Source organism: Pseudalkalibacillus sp. Hm43 (genome assembly GCF_051842935.1).
Taxonomy (GTDB): Bacteria; Bacillota; Bacilli; order Bacillales; family Fictibacillaceae; genus Pseudalkalibacillus.
On sequence record NZ_JBPXRR010000001.1, the window covers coordinates 792,521 to 815,251 of the forward strand.

Here is a 22,731-nt window from a genome sequence, read left to right on the forward strand (position 1 = left end):
AAACCCGCCTCGTTTTTTCTAAGATACCTGCTCAAATTTCTAAAACTGACCCCAATTTTTACAAAACATCCCCTATTTTTTCTAAAACCAGATCCTCACCAAACAATAATAAAGAAAAAATAGCACCGAATAGAGGTATTTTGCTTCACTAAAGAGAAAGAAACATCTATCTTATGAAAAGGTGTGATTTTTTGAAGCAAAAAATCCAATTTAAATCCTACACCAGAGAAAAACTTGAAGCATTATTAAGAAGAATTGAGCTGAATCATCCAGCTCGTATGGAAATTGAAAGCTACTTAAGGTCAATCAAATCAGGGGATTGGGGTGAAAGGTCGCTCGATTATTACACTAGCTTTTTGAACATGAAGGACTATGTGATCTGTCAGGGTCTCAGGTTATTGAGTAGTAACAATTATCACTTCCAGATTGATACGTTATTGCTCCACTCAAACTTCATACTCATCTTAGAAGTGAAAAACATGGCGGGCACACTTAAATTCGACACGAGGTATAATCAACTGATCCAAGAAGTCGGTGATCGGGAAGAGGTGTATAAAGACCCGATACAACAGGTGAATCATCAGCATTATCAATTCTCAAGATGGTTGGAAGATTTCAGATTCCCTGCGAACATTCCTATCCATTCATACGTGATTGTGGCCAATGATCGAGCAAAAATTGTTCCAAAAAATAATGAGGAAATCCTCTCCCACAAAGTGTTAAGAACGACAAAATTGCTTGACTGTATCCATAAACATCAATCTACTCATAAAAAAGAGATCCTCTCAACCAAGCAACTGAAAAAAATCACGAAACTCTTCATTAAACACCATAAACCTGCAAATCCCGACTTATTGAAAAAATATAATATCAGAAAGCAAGATTTGCTAACTGGTGTCCACTGTCCTCAATGTACTTCTCTTCCAATGAAAAGAGTGCACGGAAAATGGGTATGCACCGATTGTAATTCTTCCTCTAAATCAGCTCACCTTAATGCTCTTCAAGATTACTTCCTGCTCATCAATCCCACAATCACCAATCAACAAGTCAGAGATTTCCTACACATCAATAATGTTGCTGGTGCGAATTACGTACTGCAGCAGTTGCACCTCCCACACCAAGGCACCACCTCCAACCGCGCTTACCTACTCGAATCCCTCGATCTAGGTCAACCAACGAAACGCACTTAACTCCACAAAAAAAGCCTACCCGATAAAAAATCAGATAAGCTTCTTGTCAATCTGCCATTTTAGTTCGTGCTTTCGCTCGTTTTGACTCGGCCGGATAGCCAACCGAAGAACAGGACTCCTCCAATGATGACCAGATAAATGAGCAGTTCAATCATTTGATTGTGTCCGATCCATGTCTGGACGATCGGTTCTTCCAAAATCATTTTAGATGCGGTATAAGCTAAGATTCCAGCTCCAATATAGACGATTGCCGGGAATCGCTCCATGAAGTGGAGGATCAGCTTACTTCCCCAGATGATGATTGGAACGGATACGAGCAACCCGATGATGACGAGTAGGATGTTGCCGTGAGCAGCACCCGCGATCGCTAGGACGTTATCCAGTCCCATGACGATGTCTGCAACGACGATGGTCTTGATGGCTGCTGCGAGTGTCGTGCCACTCTTAATATTGGCCTCTCCATTATCTTCGGCGAGCAGATTGTAAGAGATGTAAACGAGCAGAATTCCACCGATCAACAACAGGTAAGGTACTTTTAGCAAATAGACGGCGATGACCGTTAAAATAACCCGCACGACGATGGCGAGTCCAGTACCGAAGAATATCGCTTTGTTTCGTTGATGCTCTGGGAGATTTCGACTTGCAAGTGCGATGACGACGGCGTTGTCTCCTCCCAACACGATGTCGATCGCAATGATGGTAAGCAATGCTATAAGAAATTCTGATTCCAAGTGGGAAACCCCTTTCTATATGTAACACTTGACGTAGAAATCATATGCACGTACAATCACAAAAAGTATGTACAAACTGCAGAACGTTGAAAGTATAAAATAGTTTTCACGAACCGTCAAGCACCAGTGGTATCGGTAAATGGCCTATTTCTGCGGAAAAACAAAAAATGGTCATGCATTTTTATTTCATTCCTTACTTATTTATCATAGAATAGAAGTACAAGAAACTCCAACTTTTTGATAATTGATTTAGCTACACCCAATTCGGGAATACCTATACTAAGTGAAGAAGTATTTTTCAAAATACAGGGGTTCAACATCTCTTCCAGGTGGCAATCTGGATCGAAGGGAGAGAAACACCATGGAAATAGAACGTGTCAATGAGTATACGATCAAATTTTTTATAACGTATCATGATATAGAAACAAGAGGCTTTGATAAAGAAGAGATTTGGCAGAATCGAGAGCGAGGAGAAGAGTTATTCTGGGAGATGATGGATGAAGCCCATCAACAGGAACAGTTTTCTTTAGAAGGTCCGTTGTGGATCCAAGTCCAAGCTTTGGATAAAGGACTGGAAATTCTTGTGACAAGAGCTTCACTATCTCAAGACGGCTCGAAGTTGGAGCTGCCGATTTCAGACGACAAGCAAGTAGACGTACCAGTAGATGAGAATATTGAAAAAATGCTCGACAATCACTTCAGTACGGATGAAGATCAGGAAGAAGGATCTGTTGAAACAGATGATGAAGATTACTTGTCCTTCATGCTTCGATTCCCGGATATTGAAGATGTGATTTCCTTAAGTCACAATGTGAGCACAGATTCATTTATGGATAGCCTTTATCATTATGAAGGGAAATACTATCTGTATGTAACCTTCGATGATACGTTCAGTGAAGCTGAGCAAGATGACGTTCTCAGTCAAATGCTTGAGTATGGTGATGAAACTGAATTGACTGTACATCGTATTGAAGAATACGGTAAAGTGATCATATTAGAAAATGCGCTCGATCAAATGAGCGGATACTTCCCTGAGAAGTAAAGGGACGCCGATTTTCTCCTTGAATTTCGGCGTTTTTCATTTTGTTCTGAGGCTTGTTTTTCCAAAAATTTCGTTACATAATGGATAAGCAGGCCACTATTCGAAGAACTCAAGGGATGAATTCAACATGTTCAAAAAAACATTGCAGGTCACCTTATTTGTCGCACTGATTCTTACATTGTTCGTCATTACAAAGCCATATTGGGAGAACTGGATTCTCGGGGCACTGAGTATCTTTTTCACATTTTCCGCTCTATTCATCGGAATTGTCATCTTCCTTGAGAACCGTCATCCATCTCAAACCTTGACCTGGTTTGTCGTGCTGGCGGCATTTCCGCTTGTAGGATTCTTTTTCTATATGCTCTTCGGTCGTAATTATCGGAAAAAGAAGATGTTCGACCAAAAAGCGCTCACGGACCAGGAGGCCTTTTCGAGATTCGAGCAGAACAGGCCGATTGATGATGAACAAATGCAGATGATGGGGGACCATCAGAAACTTCTGTTTAAGCTCGCGCAAAAACTGGGTAAGAGTCCGATTTCGTTTAACACAGAAACGAGAGTTCTTACCAATGGTCAAGAAACGTACCAATGGATTCTTGATGCGCTGGAAAAAGCAGAAGAACATATACATATGGAATATTACATCGTGAGAGATGACGGGATCGGGAAACAGATCCAAGAAGTGCTCATGGAAAAAGCAAGAGAAGGTATTGAGGTACGCTTTTTGTATGATGCGGTTGGTAGCTGGAAATTGTCGAGAGGTTATATTGATGAACTCAGGGAGGCAGGCGTTCAAGCTGTCCCGTTCCTACCGGTTAAGCTACCGCTTTTCAACAACAAGATCAATTACCGTAATCACCGGAAAATCGTTGTGATTGATGGGAACGTCGGGTTTGTAGGTGGTTTGAACATCGGTGATGAATACCTGGGTTTGAATCAAGCTTATGGCTTTTGGAGAGACACGCATTTGATGGTAAAAGGGGAAGCGGTCCGCAGTTTGCAGTTGATCTTCCTCCAAGATTGGTTCTCCATGACAGGGGAGACGTTGTTGGAACCGAATTATCTGTCCCCTTCTATCCCGACAGACGAAGCGTATGGCGGGGTTCAGATGATTGCAGGTGGACCGGATCATCAATGGGACGTCATCAAAAAACTGTTTTTCTCAATGATCATTTCGGCGAAACGTTCGATCTGGATTACATCACCTTATTTCATACCAGATGAAGATATCTTGAATGCCCTCCGTGTGGCAGCATTGAGTGGAATTGATGTCCGCATACTTTTCCCTGCAAAACCGGACAAGCACCTTCCGTTCCATGCCTCAAGGTCGTATTTTCCAAGCCTGATGGAAGCAGGTGTGAAAGTGTATGAATATGAGAAAGGCTTCCTCCACAGTAAAATGATCATCGTCGATAACGAATTGGCGTCGATCGGAACGGCGAACATGGATATGAGAAGTTTCCATCTGAACTTTGAAGTGAATGCTTTCTTGTACCGGACGAAGAGCACGCTAAGGCTAGTGGAAGATTTCCTCCATGATTTGGAGGACGCCAAACAGATTCATCCTGAAGATTTTGCGAACCGTTCGTTCTATTACAAGGTGATCGAATCGACATCGAGATTGCTGTCCCCATTATTATGATATTCTTTACGAGAAACTTCCTCATTCGAGGAGGTTTCTTTTTCATTAATGGAGAATTGTTATCATCAACATCTTTTCAGTCATTGGAACGATGTGAAAAACTATAAGAGAGAGGTGACTGCTTGTTAACGGCATTAATCGATAAGAACCAATTCTGCAATTTGGCAGAGAGTTGGCGAAGAGAAGACCTAGAACAATTAAGGTCGAAAGAAACGTTCCGATGTCCAGTGTGCCAGTCGGAAGTAATCATGAAGTTAGGAACGAAAAAGATCTGGCATTTCTCACACAAAAAAGACTCCTCTTGTCGCGATGAATATGAACCTGAATCAATGTATCACCTGTTTGGAAAGAAGCAGCTGTATCGATGGCTGGACAAACAGGACTACGAACCAGAGCTTGAAAAACACTTTCCTCTACTGAACCAACGCCCTGATCTATATTTACCCTCGCAATCCCCGGCAGTAGCTATTGAGTACCAGTGTTCCTCTTTATCAACAGAACTCCTACAAAAAAGAACATCTTCCTATATACAAGGCGCAATCGATGCCGTTTGGATTCTAGGTGAAAAAAGGATATCCCGCGTGAACGAAACCATCTACCGGTTGGATGACCTTGCTTTGAACGCTTTACAATATCCTTCTGATGACTCCCGTCGACCTTACCTTCTGTATTATTGCCCGCTCACTTCCGCATTTACGATTCTTCATTCCATCATCCCGTACTCTTCACAAACGATTTTCGCAGCACGGAAAACCATTCCTCTTCATAAGTCGCTTTATCCCATAGCCATACCATCTCCACAGTCACTACCAACAGATTTCATATCCCCATGGGTCCAAAAGGTTTTCAAAACTAGGCTGTATTTGCATGTGAACCGCGATGAGTCCGTCGTGCGCCTGAAGCATCGGCTGATTGAATCAGGGGCAGTACCGAGTCTTTTTCCCATTGAAGCGGGTGTTCCATCGGATTATATGTACTGGTTTGAAACACCGTCCTATGTTTGGCAGACCATCCTTCTCATAGACATCATCAAGCCACTTCCAGCTGGATCTTCCTTTCAATTCAGAGATGTATATCAACCATTTTTACATCGGATAAAAAAGTATCGGATCAAGGTGAGGCATGACCTTCATAGCGATTCACACTTATCCTATGCCCTTATGGATTATTTGAAATGGCTTCGGAAATCTGGAGTGCTCGGCTGGGGTGGAAAAGGGCGGTTCGTCAAAAAGCGGGACCCACAATTCCCTAAAACGGTTGTAGAAGCGAAAGATCAATTACGAGGAATGATTCTTACGTGTATGGAAGGATAATAAACGTACTTGCTCGAATTTATACTTGAGATAAGGTAATATGGAATTTAGTTGAGATTAGAAGGAGGAATACAATACTATGGCAGAACAAGCAGTGAAATCGCTTCCAAAAAGAGATGAGATTCCTGTCCAGGATACGTGGGATCTGGAAGATATCTTCGCAACAGATGATGCATGGGAGCAAGAATTCAAACAAGTGAAAGAAATGATTCCACAAATCGATCAATATCAGGGCAAACTCGGTGAATCTGCCGATACGTTCTATGAAGCACTACAATTGCAAGATGAGATTACGATGCGCTTAGGAAAGCTCTATACATATGCACATATGCGCTATGATCAAGATACGACCAATTCTTTCTATCAAGGATTGAATGATCGTGCGGCTTCATTGGCAACTGAGACGGGCAGTCACCTTTCCTACATCGTACCTGAGATCCTCTCTCTGGAAGAAAGCCAGATCCGTTCTTTCGTTCAGGAAAAGGAAGAATTGAAACTGTTTGAGCATTTCCTGGATGAGATCAATCGCAGTCGTCCGCATGTCCTTACGCAAAAGGAAGAGGCGATCCTTGCTGGTGTAAGTGAAGTGACCAGCAGCCCTAGTAATACATTTGGAATGCTGAACAATGCGGATATGAAGTTCCCTACGATCAAAGATGAAAATGGGGAAGAGGTAGAAATCACGCATGGACGCTACATCCGGTTCTTGGAAAGTGACGATCCTGAAGTCCGCAAGAATGCGTTCAAAGCGATGTATGGAACGTATGACAAGTTCAAGAATACGTTCGCGAGCACCTTGAGCGGTAACATTAAAAAGGATAACTTCAATGCACGCGTGCGGAAATATGATTCTGCTCGTCAGGCTGCATTGGATTCCAACAACATTCCAGAACAAGTGTATGACAACCTCGTCAAAACTGTGAACGATAATCTGCACTTGCTTCATCGTTATGTGCGGTTGCGTAAAAAAGCGCTTGGCCTAGATGAGTTGCACATGTATGATTTGTACACTCCGATTGTAAAGGATGCCAAAATGGAAATCCCTTATGACGAGGCGAAGGAGCTTGTACTCAAGAGCCTGGCACCACTAGGTGAGAAGTACGTGAACATCGTAGGTGAAGGGTATGAAAAGCGTTGGATCGACGTTCAAGAAAACGTCGGGAAGCGAAGCGGAGCATATTCGTCCGGCACGTATGGAACGATGCCTTACATCCTTCTGAACTGGCAGGATAACGTAAACAATCTATTTACGTTGACTCACGAAATCGGTCACTCCGTACACAGCTATTACACAAGGGAGAATCAGCCTTATCCTTATGCGAATTACTCCATTTTCGTAGCAGAAGTCGCTTCAACTTGTAACGAGGCCCTATTGAACGATTATTTGTTGAAAAATACGGAAGATAAAAAGAAAAAGCTTTATCTGTTGAACCACCACTTGGAAGGATTCCGCGGAACGGTCTTCCGTCAGACGATGTTCGCTGAATTTGAACAAATGATTCATGAACGTGCTGCAGCTGGTGAAGCATTGACTCCTGATTTGCTTACAAAACTGTATTACGCACTGAACGAGAAGTACTTCGGTGAGGACATCATCATCGATGAGGAGATCGGTCTTGAATGGGCACGAATTCCACACTTCTATTACAATTACTATGTGTATCAATATGCAACAGGCTTCAGTGCTGCTGCATCGCTTTCCAAACAAATCCTTAATGAAGGAGAACCTGCGGTTGAGCGTTATCTGGAATTCTTGAAGGCGGGAAGTTCAGATTATCCAATCGAGGTGTTGAAGAAAGCTGGTGTCGATATGACAAGCAGCAAACCGATTGAAGAAGCACTTTCTGTATTCGAAAGTGTATTGGATGAAATGGAAGAGTTGCTTTTCGAAGACGAATAAGGAAAAAATCAGACTGGCCCAGCCAATACGGTTATGGGCCAGTTTTTACATGTTGGAAGAGTCCGTAGCCATTCATGCGTTCCTGAATCCTTTGAATCGATTTCGGTTGTTGAAGCGTGAAATCAAGAAGAAGATAGACAGAAATAAGAGCGGAGTGGCTATGAACAATGGAAAAAGCTTGAGGAAACCGAACACGACTAGAATAAAACTAATCACAATGAAGATCAACCCGATAAACGTTCCGATCCGTATAGGCATTCACACCCAACTCCCTTCATTACTATCCTATGATTCGGTTTAATGAACATGCTCTAATAAAGGAGGTCAAAACGAACTTGAGGGATTCAAGCAGAGTCATTTTAATACAAGGAGGCAACATAGCCCTTATAAAAAGAATGAAAAAAGGAGCTGAATACTATGTGGTTCCCGGTGGTGGAATAGAAGCAGGAGAGTCTGCAGAACAAACAGCAATTCGCGAGGCGAAAGAAGAGCTCGGTTTAGAGGTTAGCATAGTTCGCTTGTTTCATATGGAAGATTGGCATGGTGCACACCATTTTTACCTGGTAAATACATTAGGCGGTGTTTTCGGATCGGGAACGGGAGCTGAGTTCTACAATCATGCTGAAGAGAAAGGCATCTATGAACCTGTTTGGGTTGGACTTGAGGAATTACATCAAATTGACTTGAGACCAGCATCCATTGTTCATAAATTACGATAGATACATAAAAAACAGCCATCCTTATTCGGATTGGCTGTTTTGATTGTACCGCCAAAATGTGCCGTGCTTGACCGGTACACGTTCGACCACTTGTTGTAATGCAAGCTTCTTCATTTCGTTTTCCACTTCTCGTGATGTAAGATTATACACCTCTGAAATCTCTTTCGTTGCCACGAATTGATATTTCTTCAAGAATTGTTCCATAGATGGAGGTGAACATTTTCCAGGTAACTCACCCAATAATTCTTCGAGGATGTGGACGTAAACATCATAGGAATACATACCTGTGATTTTGATTCCCTCATCCGAAGTATCACTGAAGAATACGAGGGACGGAAGTTGGTTGACCTCCATTTCCTGTGTCGTTCTCACATCACATTGGAATGCTTTCACAGCTGTTTCAGAATGAAGATCTTTCTTGAATTCCTCTACATCAAGTCCTGCTTCATCTGCACAATTGATCAGCACTTCCAATTTTGTGATGTTCTGTTTTTGTAAAAACAACACTTCCCTCAGCTTTCTCAAGAATCGCATTCCGCCGCTTTTTCCTTGCAACTCAGCAGCTTTTACAGCGATGGAAGCGATATAAGGTGTCTGGATCGGATCCTCAAACCAAACATCTCCATCGCAGGACATACCTGAACGATTCGCAGTGATTTCCCACTTTTTTGCAACATCTTCTTTCGAGCAGATTCCGTTTCGCTTTTGCACGACAGAATTCCAGTATTCAATTCGTCCTCCCATCAGGTGACGGAGGCGAAAATGGTTTCCATATTCGATTTGCAGTTTTTTGATAACAGGTTCCAAACCCCAACATTCCGGACAGAGCGGATCGACGAAGGAGTAAATTTCAATTGGACGATTCCCTGAAGGTGCAGTTATTTCGCATTCATTTCCGCACTCTACATCAGATGTTTGATGATCTGTAGTAGTCAATGGTTATTCTCCTTTCTCTCGATCTTATTCAGGATTGTTAACCATGTGATAAGCCGTCATCGTTAAACGACTGAAGATTTGTTCCTTATAAGGACTTTCCAAATTCACTTCATCCATGGCGCTTTTCATACAGGATAACCAGGCTTCGGCACGGTTTCTCGTAATTGGAAACGGTAGATGTCTTGCGCGAAGCATAGGATGCCCATGTTCCTCTGAATAAAGAGGAGGTCCACCTAGAAATTGACTTAGGAATTGTTTCTGTTTACGCATCGTTTCTGTCAGGTCATCCGGAAAAATAGGCGCTAGATCTGGATGGGCTTGTACCCTTTCATAAAACGCTTCTACTAATTGTTCAATTTTATCAAACCCACCGATTGCTTCGAATGGAGTTGTTTCATTATTCATATAAAGTAACCTACCTTATTTTGTTCCAAGAAGTTCATACTTATTTTAGCAATGCACATCTGTTTTCGGCAAACAATCTGATTCGGAGAAGTTGTTTACCTTTGTGTTTCTTACATTTTAGACAGGCTGTTAACCATTTCTTTAATAATCAGGCAAACACCCATCCAGATCAAAGTGCTTGTCCATATACTATTGTACAACTGAGAAAAATTGTAATGGTGTCGAGTAATAAGTAAGGGAGGATGGATAGGATGAGTCTGTTTAAAGAGGACAGAGAAGAAGTGCTGAGTGAAGAGACGGAGCGCGAAGATCATAAATGTAAATGTGGATGTATCTGTAAAGTGCTTAGTAAGTTATTACCTGGAACACCTGTAGATGTCAAATTTACAGGAACGGATGCAGACGATAACATTCGGCTTGTATTCAGCTGTGTCGATCTGGAAAATTGCTGTGGCATCTTTTTCGACCGTTTGCCGGACGGGAGTCCGTTCAATGAAGCGATTTGGATTCCTTGTGAAAAGATCGCGTTTTTGAGAGAGGTAAAACCAAGCTAAAAAAGATGACTCTGCTGAGTCATCTTTTTACATAATGGATTACACACTTTGGTAGTTTGCAATTACTTTCTTTACATACTGTGTCGTTTCTTTGAAGGGTGGAATTCCGTCATACTTATCGACGTTTCCAGGACCTGCATTATAAGCGGCTAATGCTTTTTGGATGTTCCCATCGTAACGGTCGAGCATCTGCTTCAAGTATTTGGTACCACCCATGATGTTTTCCTTCGGATTATAAGGGTTGCGGACTCCAAGACCTTCTGCCGTTCTCGGCATGAGCTGCATCAATCCCATCGCACCTGCTGGACTTGTGCTCAGTGCTTTGAAATTGGACTCTTGCTTGATGACCGAATAGATCAACTTCGGGTCGACTCCATACCGTTCTGATGCTTCATTTATGTATGTGGAATAGGATTGATCTTTGGCAATTGGCGCGTGGTTGATCACCGTCGGACTGCTGATCGGTGGTTGCATTGCAGGTCGGTCCATCATCGGTTCCATCTGGGTGTTTGACTTAGTTCCGAGTAGTGATTGAAGCTCGTTATTAAAAATCTGCCCCCATGCGGCATGACTTGAATTTGAAGATATAGGACTTGATCTAAAATCGAATTGACGAAGTGACTGCAATTGTAAGAAAGATTGAATCCATTGGCTGTTCAAAATCATCCCCACTTTCTGTACTACCCATATCATACCAAAACGACCAGAGTGAAGATAGAAAAATTTGGACAAAGCTAAAAGGGACCTATTTATTCTTTCGATCAAAAAAGCGCTGGATTTTGTTTGGTGTTTGTCTCTTCGGGATGTTGAACTCCGATAACAGGACATTAAATTCATCTTCGCCTTGTTTACGATCAGGTACTTCAAATTCCAATTCGAAATCTTCTATACCGAGATACTTGGAATGATCGAACACGAGCAAACCTGATCGATAGGATTCTTCATGACGATTGGTCTCTAATGAGCCTAGACTGTACAAATCGGTAGGCTGAATCTGATATTTTTCTTGAAGATGGTCCAATAGTTCACTGGTCTCTATTCCTTCTCCATTAATGAGAAGCTCTGCGTCTTTCTCAGACAGTCTCTCGTTGGATTCCAGCAAGCCATCTCCTTGTGGTTCTTTCAGTGTAAAGGTATAAGTGTTGCCTTTTTTCCGTATCCGCAGAGCACATCCGTGTTTTTTCAATGCGAAATCACTTGTATCAAAATAATGGTTCGTCTGTGACTTGAACTGATCTTTCGGTATGGAAAAGTGTGAAATCAACTTTTCAAACTCTTCTCTCGTCACTAAGTTCTTCAATTCGATTTCGAGTTCTTGTTCCATCATGTCTCATCTCCTGGTTGGATTTTTCGGTCATTATCTCATAACCGCCCTGTCTCTACAATTATTATCCGACTGGAAAATGTGATACACTAAGAGGTGGAAATCAGATTTAGTTTAGGAGGACCATCATGACTGCAAGACTAGAAGTGACAACAAGTGAAGTGAAAGACAACACGATACAATTCAATTGCAAAAGTGAATCGTTGGAGAAGGATTTGAAACTGGAGCCATCTGGACAAGTCCTTGTAGATTCTGACTCTCTATCATTCATTTACATATTGGAAACAGACGATAGCTTTATCTATGTTTCGATACCGAAGGATCACTGGACGGAGCTGAAAACAGTCCTGACAGACGATAAAGAAGGTGTCTTGTCCTTATCACACCACGGATCCTTCCCAATGGACGGGTTGAGTGAAGAACTTGAATATTTGATTCAAAATATTTCAGGTAATGCAAACTACGGAAGCGAAATGATGAGTAGTGTGGAGGAAATCTTTGAACCTGTAAAAGAATAAACCCGCACGCTTCCGAAAATGAAATTCGGTGGTGGTCAGATGGATTGGAACGTTTTTTTGAACCCATATAAACAAGCAGTGGAAGAATTGAAGATTAAATTGAAAGGTGTCCGGGAGCAATGCTTGATTGAAAACAAGCATTCCCCGATTGAATTTGTAACCGGCAGGGTGAAGCCGATTGCAAGTATCATCGATAAAACGAAACGGAAGAACATCTCGCTTGAGGATATTGATACGGAAATTCAAGACATTGCAGGTATCCGTGTGATGTGTCAGTTCGTTGATGATATCCATGCCGTCATCCGCTTGTTGGAGAAGAGAAAAGATCTGAAAATCGTCGAGGAACGAGACTACATCACACATAAAAAACCAAGTGGATATCGTTCATTCCATGTCGTCGTATCCTATCCCGTTCAAATTGGAGAAGGCGAAAAGAACCTGCTTGTGGAAATTCAGATTCGTACGCTCGCCATGAATTTTTGGGCAACGATCGAGCATTCATTGAACTACAAGTACTCAGGTGCAATTCCGAAGAAAATTGAAAACCGACTTCAAAGAGCAGCAGAAGCAGCATTCCGTTTAGACGAAGAAATGTCATTGATTAAAGGTGAAATTCAAGAAGCTCAAAAAATTTTCGAGCAAAAAGAGCAGCGGAAGCTTACATAACGGTAAAAGGAAAACTAGAGTAAGGAAGCGATGGCAGATGAATTTTTCGATTATTTCAAAGGGTGATGAAACATCCGCAAAGCTTGAGAAGAAAATCAAATCGTATTTGACAGACTTCGATCTGACCTTCAATGAGAAGGAACCGGATATTGTCATATCCATCGGCGGTGACGGAACATTGCTGCATGCTTTCCACCATTACATCGAACGAGTCGATCAAACGGCATTCGTAGGGGTGCACACTGGTCACCTGGGGTTTTATGCAGACTGGACACCTGATGAAGTGGAGAAGCTTGTCATCCATATTGCGAAAACACCTTTCCAAATCGTCGAGTATCCGCTTCTTGAAGTGACCGTCCGATATTTGAATGATGAGAAGGAAAGCCGTTATCTAGCGATGAATGAATGTACGGTGAAGAGTGTGGAAGGTTCCCTTGTCATGAACGTTGAGATCAAGGGTGAAGAGTTTGAAACGTTCCGGGGCGATGGACTATGCATTTCTACACCATCTGGAAGTACTGCATACAACAAAGCACTCGGAGGAGCGATTATCCATCCATCGCTACCATCTATACAGCTCTCGGAAATGGCATCCATCAACAACCGTGTGTTCCGGACAGTCGGTTCACCGCTCGTGTTGCCTCAGCACCATACATGTCTTTTGAAGCCGGTGAATGATGTGGATTTCCACATTACGATCGATCATCTGTTCCTGCTACATGAAAAAGTGAAATCCATCCAATGCAGGGTGGCGGAGGAGAAAGTGCGCTTTGCACGATTCCGACCATTCCCATTCTGGAAACGGGTAAGAGAATCATTTGTCAAAGAGTAAGGAAATGAACATATGAAGCCACTAGAATTCACATGGACGATCCATAAAAGATCGGAAGGTAAGACCTTAAGAGACTACTTGCTGAAAGATCAATTGATTTCAAGACAGGCGCTTACAGACATCAAGTTCAAAGGTGGAGATTTGAAAGTCAATGATGAACAAGTCACGGTACGGTATATTCTTAAGGCTGGAGATATCGTGACGGTCATCTTTCCTGTGGAAGAAATCAGTGAATATATGGAACCGATTGAGCTACCTTTGTCAGTATTGTACGAGGACGACCATTTCCTTGTTGTAGACAAGCCAGCTGGATTGCCGACGATCCCGTCCCGCTTCAGAAGTAAAGAATCCCTTGCACAAGGGATTCTTCATTATTATGAGGAGAATCAAATCGCTTCTACCATCCACGCTGTCAATCGTTTGGACCGTAACACGAGTGGGATCGTCCTTTTCGCGAAGCATCGATATGGTCATTCGTTATTGTCCCGGCAACAGAAGGAAGGGAAGTTGAAACGGACTTACGTTGCCCTATGTCATGGCATACCGGATCCACGATCAGGTACGATTGATGCTCCAATCGGTAGAAAAGAAGGAAGTATCATAGAACGTTGTATCCGCCCAGATGGTCAGCAGGCAAAGACCCATTATAAGGTGCTAGCAAGCTACAAAGAATACGCGTTTCTCAAACTAAGATTAGAAACGGGACGCACACATCAAATCCGGGTGCATATGGCTCATATCGGTCATCCTTTATTGGGGGATGATTTGTATGGAGGCACTCTTCAATTCATCGAACGGCAAGCGCTCCACAGCCAAACTTTAGCGTTTTATCATCCATTCAATGAAAAAAGGATAGAGATCCAAGCACCACTTCCTGAAGATATGGAAGTATGGATTGATCGATAGAAGAAGACTACCTAATTTACTCTGGTGTAAAACATATAAGGAACATAAGAAATGTCCTGTGAATTGACACAGGACATTTCTTTCGTATCAAGGTTTAAGTACGTTTGGAAATCATTTTTCCAACACCAAAATGGAGCAAGTCACCGGACCAAAGAGGCGTTTTGGTAGGGTGAAATCACCAAAATGGAGCAAGTCACCTAATCAAAGAGGCGTTCTCGTAGGGTGAAATCACCAAAATGGAGCAAGTCACCTAACCAAAGAGGCGTTCTCGTAGGGTGAAAGCAGCAAAATGATGCTAGTCACCTAACCATAGAGGCGTTCTCGTAGGGTGAAATCAGCAAAATGATGCTAGTCACCTAACCAAAGAGGCGTTCTCGTAGGGTGAAAGCAGCAAAATGGTGAAAGTCACCTAACCATAGAGGCGTTCTCGTAGGGTGAAAGCAGCAAAATGGTGAAAGTCACCTAACCATAGAGGCGTTCTCGTAGGGTGAAAGCAGCAAAATGGTGAAAGTCACCTAACCATAGAGGCGTTCTCGTAGGGTGAAAGCAGCAAAATGGTGAAAGTCACCTAACCAAAGAGGACTTCTCGTAGGGTGAAATCACCAAATCGTGAATTTCACCTAACCAAAGAGGCGTTCTCGTAGGGTGAAATCAACAAAATCGCGTACAGTTGTGTCATGACGTTCATTTGTTTTGACTTTTTACACCACAAAATTGAACGATTTGTATTTATTCGGCAGTCTTGTTTAGTCATCGAATGGTCTGAATTTTTCTGCCACATATGGCATAGAAGATGGGACTGAAATGGTTGTGTCTTCAGGAAAACGATAGGCAGTCAATGAGCCTCCAAAGACACACCCCGTATCAATGTTGATCGTGTTACCCACTTTTCTTGGCTCTTCTACAGGGGTATGGCCATAAACGATGATGGATTCGCCTTCATATTGCTTTGCCCAATCTCTACGTACAGGCATACCGTTTTCGTGCCTTTCTCCAGTGATATCCCCATACAAGACAAAGGTCCTTACTCTTTTATGCGTATGACCGATTAAATCTTCACGTATACCAGCATGTGCAACGACAAGGCTTCCTTCAGACAATTGGAGATAAAGGGGGGCTTCTTCAAACATCTTCTTGAACTTATGAGAAATTTCCTCTTGTTGTTCTGGTGTAAGGCGTTCGTATTCTTCAACAGTCGTCTCAAGACCGTGACGTACTTGGACATCTCTTCCTAAGAAATAGCGGTACAGTTTATCACAATGGTTTCCGGGCGAATATAGAGCGAGATCTTGCTGGACAAGCTCGTAGACGAGTTCAATCACTTTCAAGGATTGTGGTCCACGATCGGTCAAATCTCCTAAAAATACAAGCTTTCTTTTATCAGCGTGTTCAAACTTTCCTTGTGAGTTCCTGGAATAACCAAGCATCTCCAAGAGTTGGATCAATTCTTCATAGCAACCGTGTATATCGCCTACAACATCGTATTTCATCATTCCACCTCAAGCATCAGAATCTACATTATAGATTTTCTCATTATTCCTCACCATAAAACCTATTTTAGCCTGTAATTGAAATGGATAACAACTGAATCCAATTCCATAAAGAAAAAAGCACCTGAAAAGGTGCTTTTTAATCAAACATATAGTTTCTAGTACGTGAGCGGACATTAAGAACAAGACCGATGGCGATCATGCTGGCTAAGGTCGAACTTCCTCCGTAGCTGATGAAAGGTAATGGGATTCCGGTAATCGGTAGCAATCCGATGGTCATACCGATGTTTTGGAAGACTTGGAAAGTGATCATACCGATGACTCCGGCACACAAATAGCTGCCGAATGGATCGTTACTCTCAAGAGCTGCATGAATGATACGGTAGATCAATAAGAAAAATAAAGAAATGATGAAGCTCGTTCCCATAAATCCGAACTCTTCTCCAATCACTGAGAAGATGAAGTCGGTCTGAGCTTCAGGGAAGTAGACATTTCCTTCAGTAAATCCTTTCCCATACAGTTGCCCGGATCCAATCGCTAGCAAGGACTTGACGAGTTGGAAGCCGAAGCCTTGTTCGAACTCATAAGGTTGAAGCCAGCCGTAGAACCGGTTCAATTGATAGCCTTCTAAAATGTACTGTAAGAAAAACTCTGGGAAATATAAGTAAGTCATCACTAATGCAGAAATGAACATCACGAAAATGAGCGTCAACAGCAAGATAATCCGCCACCGGATGCCTGAAACTAGAATCAGACTCGCGATGATTGCGATGAATACGAGTGTCGTTCCCAAGTCAGGCTGGGTAACCACTAGAAATACAGGTGGAATAGAGACGAGCATGACTTTTCCGAGCAGCAACAGATCATCGCGAATCAGGCGATCTTTATACCGTTCATTATGAATGGTAATTACGTTCGCAATTGTGATGATCAAAGCTACCTTCATCAATTCTGAAGGCTGGAACGAAATACCTCCAACCCGATACCAACTCTGAGCTCCGTTGATCAAGGGAACTATTGCATCCGGTGTACCCGCGTTTGGATCGACCATAGGTATAACTGTAATTCCTGAGAGCAAGAAGAGCCCGAGTCCGTATATGTACCAGGATAGTTTTAAAAACTGATCGAAATCCAAAATCATCACGAAAGCGATGGCAACGAATCCCACTGAATACCAGAACATCTGCTTGATGACGAAATTTCCTTCATATTGTCCTACTGCACTGTAGATGGCGATGCAACTTGAACAGATTAAAAGAAATAAGATGAAAAGTAAGTTATAATCGATTTGTTGGAAAGGGGTTTCTCTATCTGAATTTGTCATTTATATTTTACCTGCCTTACGTACGAGTTCATTATAAAATCATAACACTTTTTATCATATCGAACTATGGATTGTTTGAAAATAACTGAGATTCAAGGGTTGGAAAATTGACAAATCTGCTTTAGGCTTAGGCTTGCTATAATTTTCGTCATCAGAAACAATTTTGAAGCCCTGTTGAGAGGGGGAGTTGCAATGGAATCAGAAGAAGAATTTGAATTTCAACCAGTAATTGATGCATTGGAAAGAGAAGATATCGACCAGTTCAGGGAACAATTCCTAGATATGCACCCTTATGATCAGACAAGGCTTTTCACCGATTTGGAAGAAGAGCTACGGATGCGGATTTACCGCTACCTTTCACCCGAAGAAATGGCGGAAATCTTTGAAAAGATCGAGATAGAAGATACAAAGGATTATTTATTCGAGATGCAGCCATTCTATGCGGCAGAAATGCTGGGCGAAATGTATGCCGATGATGCCGTTGACGTATTGAATGACTTAGAAGCAGAGCAACTCGCCAGTTATTTGACCATCATGGATGACGAGGCAGCCCAAGAAATCAAAGACCTACTTCATTATGAGGAAAAAACAGCTGGTAGTATCATGACTACAGAATTCGTTTCCATTCGGGCTCATCAAACCGTAATCGAAGCAATGCAGATCTTGCGTAAGGAAGCACCGGATGCCGAAACGATCTACTATGTGTTCGTAGTGGATGAACACAAGAAACTCGCCGGTGTCATATCTTTACGTGACCTCATCATTGCAGAAGAAACGACGCTCGTTTCAGATGTCATGAATGATCGGGTGGTTTCCATTTCTGTAGGTGAAGATCAGGAAGAGGCTGCTAGGATGATGAAAGACTATGACTTTCTTGCTCTCCCGGTTGTGGACTTTCAAAATCATCTGCTCGGAATCATCACAGTCGATGATATCGTCGATGTCATTGATGAAGAAGCTTCAGAGGACTATTCCAAACTCGCCGCGGTTTCAGACATGGATTCGGCCGACCGTAATCCATTACAAGCTGCGAAACGAAGGTTACCGTGGCTCGTAATCCTGCTATTTCTTGGAACGATCACCGCAAGCTTGATTGGCCAATTTGAAGACACATTGAATCAAGTAGCGATATTAGCTGTTTTCATTCCACTGATTGCAGGAATGGCTGGTAATACTGGTACACAAGCATTAGCAGTAGCTGTCAGAGGTATTGCGACAGGTGATACGGATAAGGAAAATTTGAGAAGTTTAATCTTGCGTGAAGCAGGAACAGGACTCATAACCGGAACAACATGTGGAATTGTAATTACCATCATCGTTTACTTATGGCAAAGTTCCATTTATCTTGGACTCTTGGTCGGAGTCTCTATATTATTCACACTTGTCGTGGCAACGCTCGCAGGGGCATTGATCCCTTTGTTCATGCACAAATTGAAAATCGATCCAGCAGTCGCATCTGGCCCATTCATCACGACGATTAATGATATCATCAGCGTCCTGATCTACTTCGGAATGGCGACTGCTCTTATGCAATACTTGGTTTGATATAGGGAGGTTGTTATGGAAGAGACTCATTCGTTCATGTCACTTCTGGTGGTCATACTCGTAGCTTTTCTCACACCTATCCTCTTGAATAAGCTACGGATCAAAATGTTGCCGATCATCGTCGCAGAAATTATCGCAGGTCTGATCATCGGCAAAACCGGATTTGACATTGTTGAAGCGGACTCTTTACTAGAAACCTTATCGACATTAGGATTTATCTATTTATTGTTTTTAAGTGGACTTGAAATCGACTTTTCAATCTTTTCTTCAAAATCCAAAACGAAAAAGAACAAGGAAGAACCGAGTGGGATTTGGCTGCCGTTCATGATTTTTGGTTTGATGATGGGTTTATCGTATGGAATCTCCTGGCTGTTTGTTCTTTTCGGATTCATCGATAATGCCTTTCTCATGTCCTTGATCATTGCAACGATTTCGTTAGGGATCGTCGTGCCGACATTGAAGGACACGGGCATCATCAAGTCCGGGCTCGGACAGACCATTTTGATGATTACTGTTATCGCCGATCTCGCTACTATGATCCTGCTGGGGGTATTCGTGTCTGTTTTTTCTCCTGAAGGGAAAAACACTTGGTTGCTATTGCTGCTGTTCTTAGCGGGTGTAGTCTTGTACTTTGTTGGGAAGTATTTCAGAAACCGCTCAAGCTTTAAAAGCTTGACGAGTGGTACGATTCAAATCGATACACGAGCCGTATTCACGCTTATCATCGTTCTCGTCGCACTATCCCAAAAGGTCGGAGCAGAAAGCATACTTGGTGCTTTCCTGGCTGGTGCACTCGTATCCTTGATGTCACCGAATCCGTCCATGGTCCATAAGCTGGACTCTTTCGGTTATGGATTTTTAATTCCGATATTCTTCGTCATGATTGGAGTACGAATTGATTTAGTCAAGTTGTTTTTCGATCGAGAAGTACTTTTATTAATACCATTCTTATTGGTCGCGTTTATGGTAACGAAAATCGTACCTATCTTGTGGTTCAAGAAATGGTACAACATGAAGACGGTTATGAGCATCGGTATCCTGTTATCTTCGAAATTGACACTGGTCATTGCAGCAGCTGAAATCGGTGAAAAGATGGGGATGGTCGATTCCAAAATGTCTTCTGCCATCATCCTTGTCGGGGTGATCAGCAGTATCATCGGCCCAATATTCTTTAAGAAGATCTTTCCTAGGAAGATCGCTGAAGAAAAGAAGACGATGGCCATTCTCGGTGCCAACAGCATTACGCTCCCGTTGTCCAAAAAGATGAAAGAAGCATATGAAGTAGCACTCTATCACTTGAAATCCAATGAATTGGATCCATATTATTCTGAGGATCATTCTGAGAATTTCGATGTTCATGTCATTGAAAGTTTCAAGATCGAATCCCTTGAAGATCAAAATGTGTTCGATGTCGATCTATTAGTGGTCGCCACCCATGAAGATGAGATCAACATGAAAATCGCACGAAAAGCTAAGGAATATGAAGTAGGACGGATCATTGCTCGAATTGAAGAGAATACGCGTGCAGATGCCTTAAGAGAGGAAGGCATTGAAGTCTTTTCCAAATTTACTTCAACCATCATGCTGCTAGAGGCGATGATCAAGTCTCCAAGCATCATGAAACTATTTGTGAATCAGGAGAATGTACTTGACGAAGTTATTGTGAAAAACGATGTCCATGCCGGTAAGCCAATTAAGCGATTAGAGTTCTTAGGTGACACGATCATCGCAAGGGTATTCCGTGAGAACGAATCGATCATTCCCCATGGCGATACGGTCTTGAAAGTAGGTGACCGATTGGTGGTTACAGGAAGCGAAGATTGTGTGCATCGATTAAAAGCGAATATCAATGGACAAGCTTGATAAAAGACGGGATTGTAGGCCAATCCCGTCTTTTGTTATGTTTTTCAAACTTCTATCATAGGTTCGAGCATTTGTGGAAATCATTTTAACATGATTGGAATCCGTGCTATACTGTGTTTAGGACTTGGTCATAATAACAAATCATAATATAACAATACTTATTCAGGAGGTTATTCAATTATGGGTCTTTCATTAGAAGGTCGTACATATGTCGTCATGGGAGTTGCGAATAAACGTAGTATTGCATGGGGAATCGCTCGTTCATTAAGCAATGCTGGAGCCCGACTCGTATTCACGTATGCAGGAGAACGTTTCGAGAAGAATGTGAGAGATTTGGCTGAATCCCTGGATCGCAGTGATTCCGTCGTCATTCCATGTGACGTGACAGATGATGAACAGATTAAAGAAGCGTTCAGTCGTATTAAAGAAGAAGTCGGTGTTATTCATGGGCTTGCACACTGTATCGCATTCGCGAATGTGGAAGAGTTGAAAGGGGAATATGTGAACACATCCCGTGATGGATTTCTCCTCGCTCACAACATCAGCTCCTACTCCTTGACAGCTGTTGCGAAAGAAGCGCGTGAACTCATGACTGAAGGCGGCGGTATCGTGACGATGACGTACCTGGGTGGCGAACGTGTCGTCAACAACTATAACGTCATGGGCGTGGCGAAAGCTTCATTGGACGCAAGTGTGAAGTACTTAGCAAACGATCTTGGAAAAGATGGAATCCGTGTTAATGCTATATCAGCCGGGCCGATTAGGACCTTGGCTGCTAAAGGAGTCGGAGATTTCAACAGCATCCTGAAGGATATTGAAGAAAGAGCTCCACTTCGTCGAACGACAACGACAGAAGAAGTCGGAGATACTGCACTCTTCTTGATGAGTGATCTATCCAGAGGATTGACAGGAGAAATTCTCCATATCGACAGTGGATTCCATATCTTAGGAAGATGATGTGAGTTTTTATGAAAACACCCTTCGGGGTGTTTTTTTATTTGGATCATCTTTTGCAAATGGGCTTTTAATTTACTACACCCATGAGAAATGCCCATACAGATAGTCATGTGCGGAATACAGTAAAAATATCATGACGTGTTTGTTAGGGGTGTAAAGGGTGCTTGAGCTTGGGAAAGAACGAATATTGATTATCGCTCCGCATGCAGATGATGAAGTGTTAGGATGTGGAGGGCTCATTGAAAAAGCACGGAAGCATGGGAATGAAGTGAAAGTCCTTATTGGATCAGTGGGAGATATCCTCTTTAGGCATAATGAACATGGCATCGTAGATGCGGCTACAAGGAGAAAAGAACTTAATAATGCTCTCACTCACTTAGACTGCAAGGATTTTGAAATACTGTTTGAGCACAAGGAAAGTGCAATGGATACGATACCTAAAAATCAAATCGTTTCTAAATTGGATCGAATTATGGACACATTTAGTCCGACGATGGTGTTTATTCCATATCCAAGCTACCATCAGGATCATCAAGTGCTATTTCAGGCATCAATCGCAAGTTTAAGACCGGATTCCAGGAGAAAGCTGAAAATCATTGCGATGTACGAATATCCGTTGATTGTTTGGCAGTATCCAAAAATACATGATGTAGGTGAGCTTTATTTGGATATCACCGGAGCGATTGAAAAAAAAATAGAAGCTTTTTGTAAGCATACCTCTCAGATCCGTACAGGTGAACATCCTTTAGCTCCTGAAAAAATCAAGAAATGGGCAGAGACGAGAGGGATGGAAATCGGTGTCCCATATGCTGAAAAGTACCATCTGTTACGTGCCATGCTTATTTAAGTCTGAACAAGTAGAAGAGGGATCGTT

23 protein-coding genes are annotated in these 22,731 nt (G+C 42.3%); 15 read left to right on the plus strand and 8 right to left on the minus strand.

The window, feature by feature from the left end; translation table 11 throughout:
- Positions 1–191 precede the first annotated feature (191 nt).
- On the plus strand, positions 192–1,190 hold the full coding sequence (locus ACSVDE_RS04250) for a nuclease-related domain-containing protein (protein ID WP_439299725.1): 999 nt from the start codon (positions 192–194) through the stop codon (positions 1,188–1,190).
- A gap of 59 nt (positions 1,191–1,249) precedes the next feature.
- On the opposite strand, the gene ACSVDE_RS04255 is transcribed toward ACSVDE_RS04250, so the two are convergent.
- On the minus strand, positions 1,250–1,921 hold the full coding sequence (locus tag ACSVDE_RS04255; protein ID WP_439299726.1) for a TerC family protein: 672 nt from the start codon (positions 1,919–1,921) through the stop codon (positions 1,250–1,252).
- 361 nt (positions 1,922–2,282) lie between these two features.
- Between ACSVDE_RS04255 and mecA the strand changes: the two genes are divergently transcribed.
- The 4 genes from mecA to pepF all read left to right on the plus strand — a co-directional run bounded on the left by mecA (position 2,283) and on the right by pepF (position 7,818).
- A complete protein-coding gene (mecA, locus tag ACSVDE_RS04260) occupies positions 2,283–2,963 on the plus strand; it encodes an adaptor protein MecA (protein WP_439299727.1) in 681 nt (226 codons plus the stop codon).
- A 127-nt stretch (positions 2,964–3,090) separates the two neighbouring features.
- Positions 3,091–4,605: a cardiolipin synthase gene (cls, locus tag ACSVDE_RS04265; RefSeq protein ID WP_439299728.1), complete on the plus strand. Its 1,515-nt coding sequence runs from the start codon at positions 3,091–3,093 to the stop codon at positions 4,603–4,605.
- Positions 4,606–4,727: 122 nt separating this feature from the next.
- Entirely contained in the window at positions 4,728–5,918 is a 1,191-nt protein-coding gene (locus ACSVDE_RS04270; protein ID WP_439299729.1) for a competence protein CoiA, read from the plus strand.
- 79 nt (positions 5,919–5,997) lie between these two features.
- A complete protein-coding gene (gene pepF, locus ACSVDE_RS04275) occupies positions 5,998–7,818 on the plus strand; it encodes an oligoendopeptidase F (protein WP_439299730.1) in 1,821 nt (606 codons plus the stop codon).
- A gap of 72 nt (positions 7,819–7,890) precedes the next feature.
- On the opposite strand, the gene ACSVDE_RS04280 is transcribed toward pepF, so the two are convergent.
- Positions 7,891–8,076 carry a hypothetical protein gene (locus ACSVDE_RS04280; RefSeq protein WP_439299731.1) on the minus strand — a complete coding sequence of 62 codons (186 nt, stop codon included), beginning with the start codon at positions 8,074–8,076 and terminating at the stop codon, positions 7,891–7,893.
- A gap of 77 nt (positions 8,077–8,153) precedes the next feature.
- On the opposite strand from ACSVDE_RS04280, the gene ACSVDE_RS04285 reads away from it, so the two are divergent.
- Positions 8,154–8,537, plus strand: a complete 384-nt coding sequence (locus ACSVDE_RS04285) for an NUDIX hydrolase (protein WP_439299732.1) — start codon at positions 8,154–8,156, stop codon at positions 8,535–8,537.
- Positions 8,538–8,558: 21 nt separating this feature from the next.
- Here the strand turns inward: ACSVDE_RS04285 and ACSVDE_RS04290 are convergent, their stop codons facing one another.
- Together ACSVDE_RS04290 and ACSVDE_RS04295 are read right to left on the minus strand one after the other, a co-directional pair.
- Positions 8,559–9,473, minus strand: coding sequence for a ClpXP adapter SpxH family protein (locus tag ACSVDE_RS04290; RefSeq protein WP_439299733.1), 915 nt, complete (start codon positions 9,471–9,473; stop codon positions 8,559–8,561).
- A 24-nt stretch (positions 9,474–9,497) separates the two neighbouring features.
- Complete coding sequence (locus tag ACSVDE_RS04295) at positions 9,498–9,878, minus strand: globin domain-containing protein (RefSeq protein ID WP_439299734.1); 381 nt, start codon at positions 9,876–9,878, stop codon at positions 9,498–9,500.
- A gap of 251 nt (positions 9,879–10,129) precedes the next feature.
- On the opposite strand from ACSVDE_RS04295, the gene ACSVDE_RS04300 reads away from it, so the two are divergent.
- On the plus strand, positions 10,130–10,432 hold the full coding sequence (locus ACSVDE_RS04300; protein ID WP_439299735.1) for a hypothetical protein: 303 nt from the start codon (positions 10,130–10,132) through the stop codon (positions 10,430–10,432).
- A 39-nt stretch (positions 10,433–10,471) separates the two neighbouring features.
- On the opposite strand, the gene ACSVDE_RS04305 is transcribed toward ACSVDE_RS04300, so the two are convergent.
- Both ACSVDE_RS04305 and ACSVDE_RS04310 read right to left on the minus strand, forming a co-directional pair.
- A complete protein-coding gene (locus ACSVDE_RS04305; RefSeq protein ID WP_439299736.1) occupies positions 10,472–11,125 on the minus strand; it encodes a lytic transglycosylase domain-containing protein in 654 nt (217 codons plus the stop codon).
- A gap of 52 nt (positions 11,126–11,177) precedes the next feature.
- The gene (locus ACSVDE_RS04310) at positions 11,178–11,759 is read right to left on the minus strand and encodes a CYTH domain-containing protein (RefSeq protein WP_439299737.1); all 582 of its coding nucleotides are present in this window, start codon (positions 11,757–11,759) and stop codon (positions 11,178–11,180) included.
- Between the two features lie 125 nt (positions 11,760–11,884).
- Here ACSVDE_RS04310 and ACSVDE_RS04315 point away from each other — a divergent pair, with 125 nt between their 5' ends.
- From ACSVDE_RS04315 to ACSVDE_RS04330, 4 genes are read left to right on the plus strand one after another with little or no spacing between them, the layout of a single operon-like run.
- Positions 11,885–12,274: a hypothetical protein gene (locus ACSVDE_RS04315; protein ID WP_439299738.1), complete on the plus strand. Its 390-nt coding sequence runs from the start codon at positions 11,885–11,887 to the stop codon at positions 12,272–12,274.
- 39 nt (positions 12,275–12,313) lie between these two features.
- Entirely contained in the window at positions 12,314–12,940 is a 627-nt protein-coding gene (locus ACSVDE_RS04320; protein WP_439299739.1) for a GTP pyrophosphokinase, read from the plus strand.
- A 37-nt stretch (positions 12,941–12,977) separates the two neighbouring features.
- Positions 12,978–13,772 (plus strand): NAD kinase, encoded by a 795-nt coding sequence (locus tag ACSVDE_RS04325; RefSeq protein ID WP_226552106.1) that lies wholly within the window; start codon positions 12,978–12,980, stop codon positions 13,770–13,772.
- Between the two features lie 12 nt (positions 13,773–13,784).
- Positions 13,785–14,678, plus strand: coding sequence for an RluA family pseudouridine synthase (locus ACSVDE_RS04330; RefSeq protein ID WP_439299740.1), 894 nt, complete (start codon positions 13,785–13,787; stop codon positions 14,676–14,678).
- A gap of 746 nt (positions 14,679–15,424) precedes the next feature.
- Here ACSVDE_RS04330 and prpE read toward each other — a convergent pair.
- Together prpE and ACSVDE_RS04340 are read right to left on the minus strand one after the other, a co-directional pair.
- A complete protein-coding gene (gene prpE, locus ACSVDE_RS04335; RefSeq protein WP_439301926.1) occupies positions 15,425–16,168 on the minus strand; it encodes a bis(5'-nucleosyl)-tetraphosphatase PrpE in 744 nt (247 codons plus the stop codon).
- A gap of 139 nt (positions 16,169–16,307) precedes the next feature.
- Complete coding sequence (locus ACSVDE_RS04340) at positions 16,308–17,492, minus strand: FtsW/RodA/SpoVE family cell cycle protein (RefSeq protein ID WP_439299741.1); 1,185 nt, start codon at positions 17,490–17,492, stop codon at positions 16,308–16,310.
- Positions 17,493–17,684: 192 nt separating this feature from the next.
- Between ACSVDE_RS04340 and mgtE the strand changes: the two genes are divergently transcribed.
- The 4 genes from mgtE to ACSVDE_RS04360 all read left to right on the plus strand — a co-directional run bounded on the left by mgtE (position 17,685) and on the right by ACSVDE_RS04360 (position 22,704).
- Complete coding sequence (gene mgtE / locus ACSVDE_RS04345; protein ID WP_439299742.1) at positions 17,685–19,037, plus strand: magnesium transporter; 1,353 nt, start codon at positions 17,685–17,687, stop codon at positions 19,035–19,037.
- Positions 19,038–19,052: 15 nt separating this feature from the next.
- Positions 19,053–20,900 carry a monovalent cation:proton antiporter family protein gene (locus ACSVDE_RS04350; RefSeq protein WP_439299743.1) on the plus strand — a complete coding sequence of 616 codons (1,848 nt, stop codon included), beginning with the start codon at positions 19,053–19,055 and terminating at the stop codon, positions 20,898–20,900.
- A 180-nt stretch (positions 20,901–21,080) separates the two neighbouring features.
- A complete protein-coding gene (gene fabI / locus ACSVDE_RS04355; protein WP_439299744.1) occupies positions 21,081–21,857 on the plus strand; it encodes an enoyl-ACP reductase FabI in 777 nt (258 codons plus the stop codon).
- Between the two features lie 160 nt (positions 21,858–22,017).
- Entirely contained in the window at positions 22,018–22,704 is a 687-nt protein-coding gene (locus ACSVDE_RS04360) for a PIG-L deacetylase family protein (RefSeq protein ID WP_439299745.1), read from the plus strand.
- The last annotated feature ends 27 nt before the right edge of the window (positions 22,705–22,731 follow it).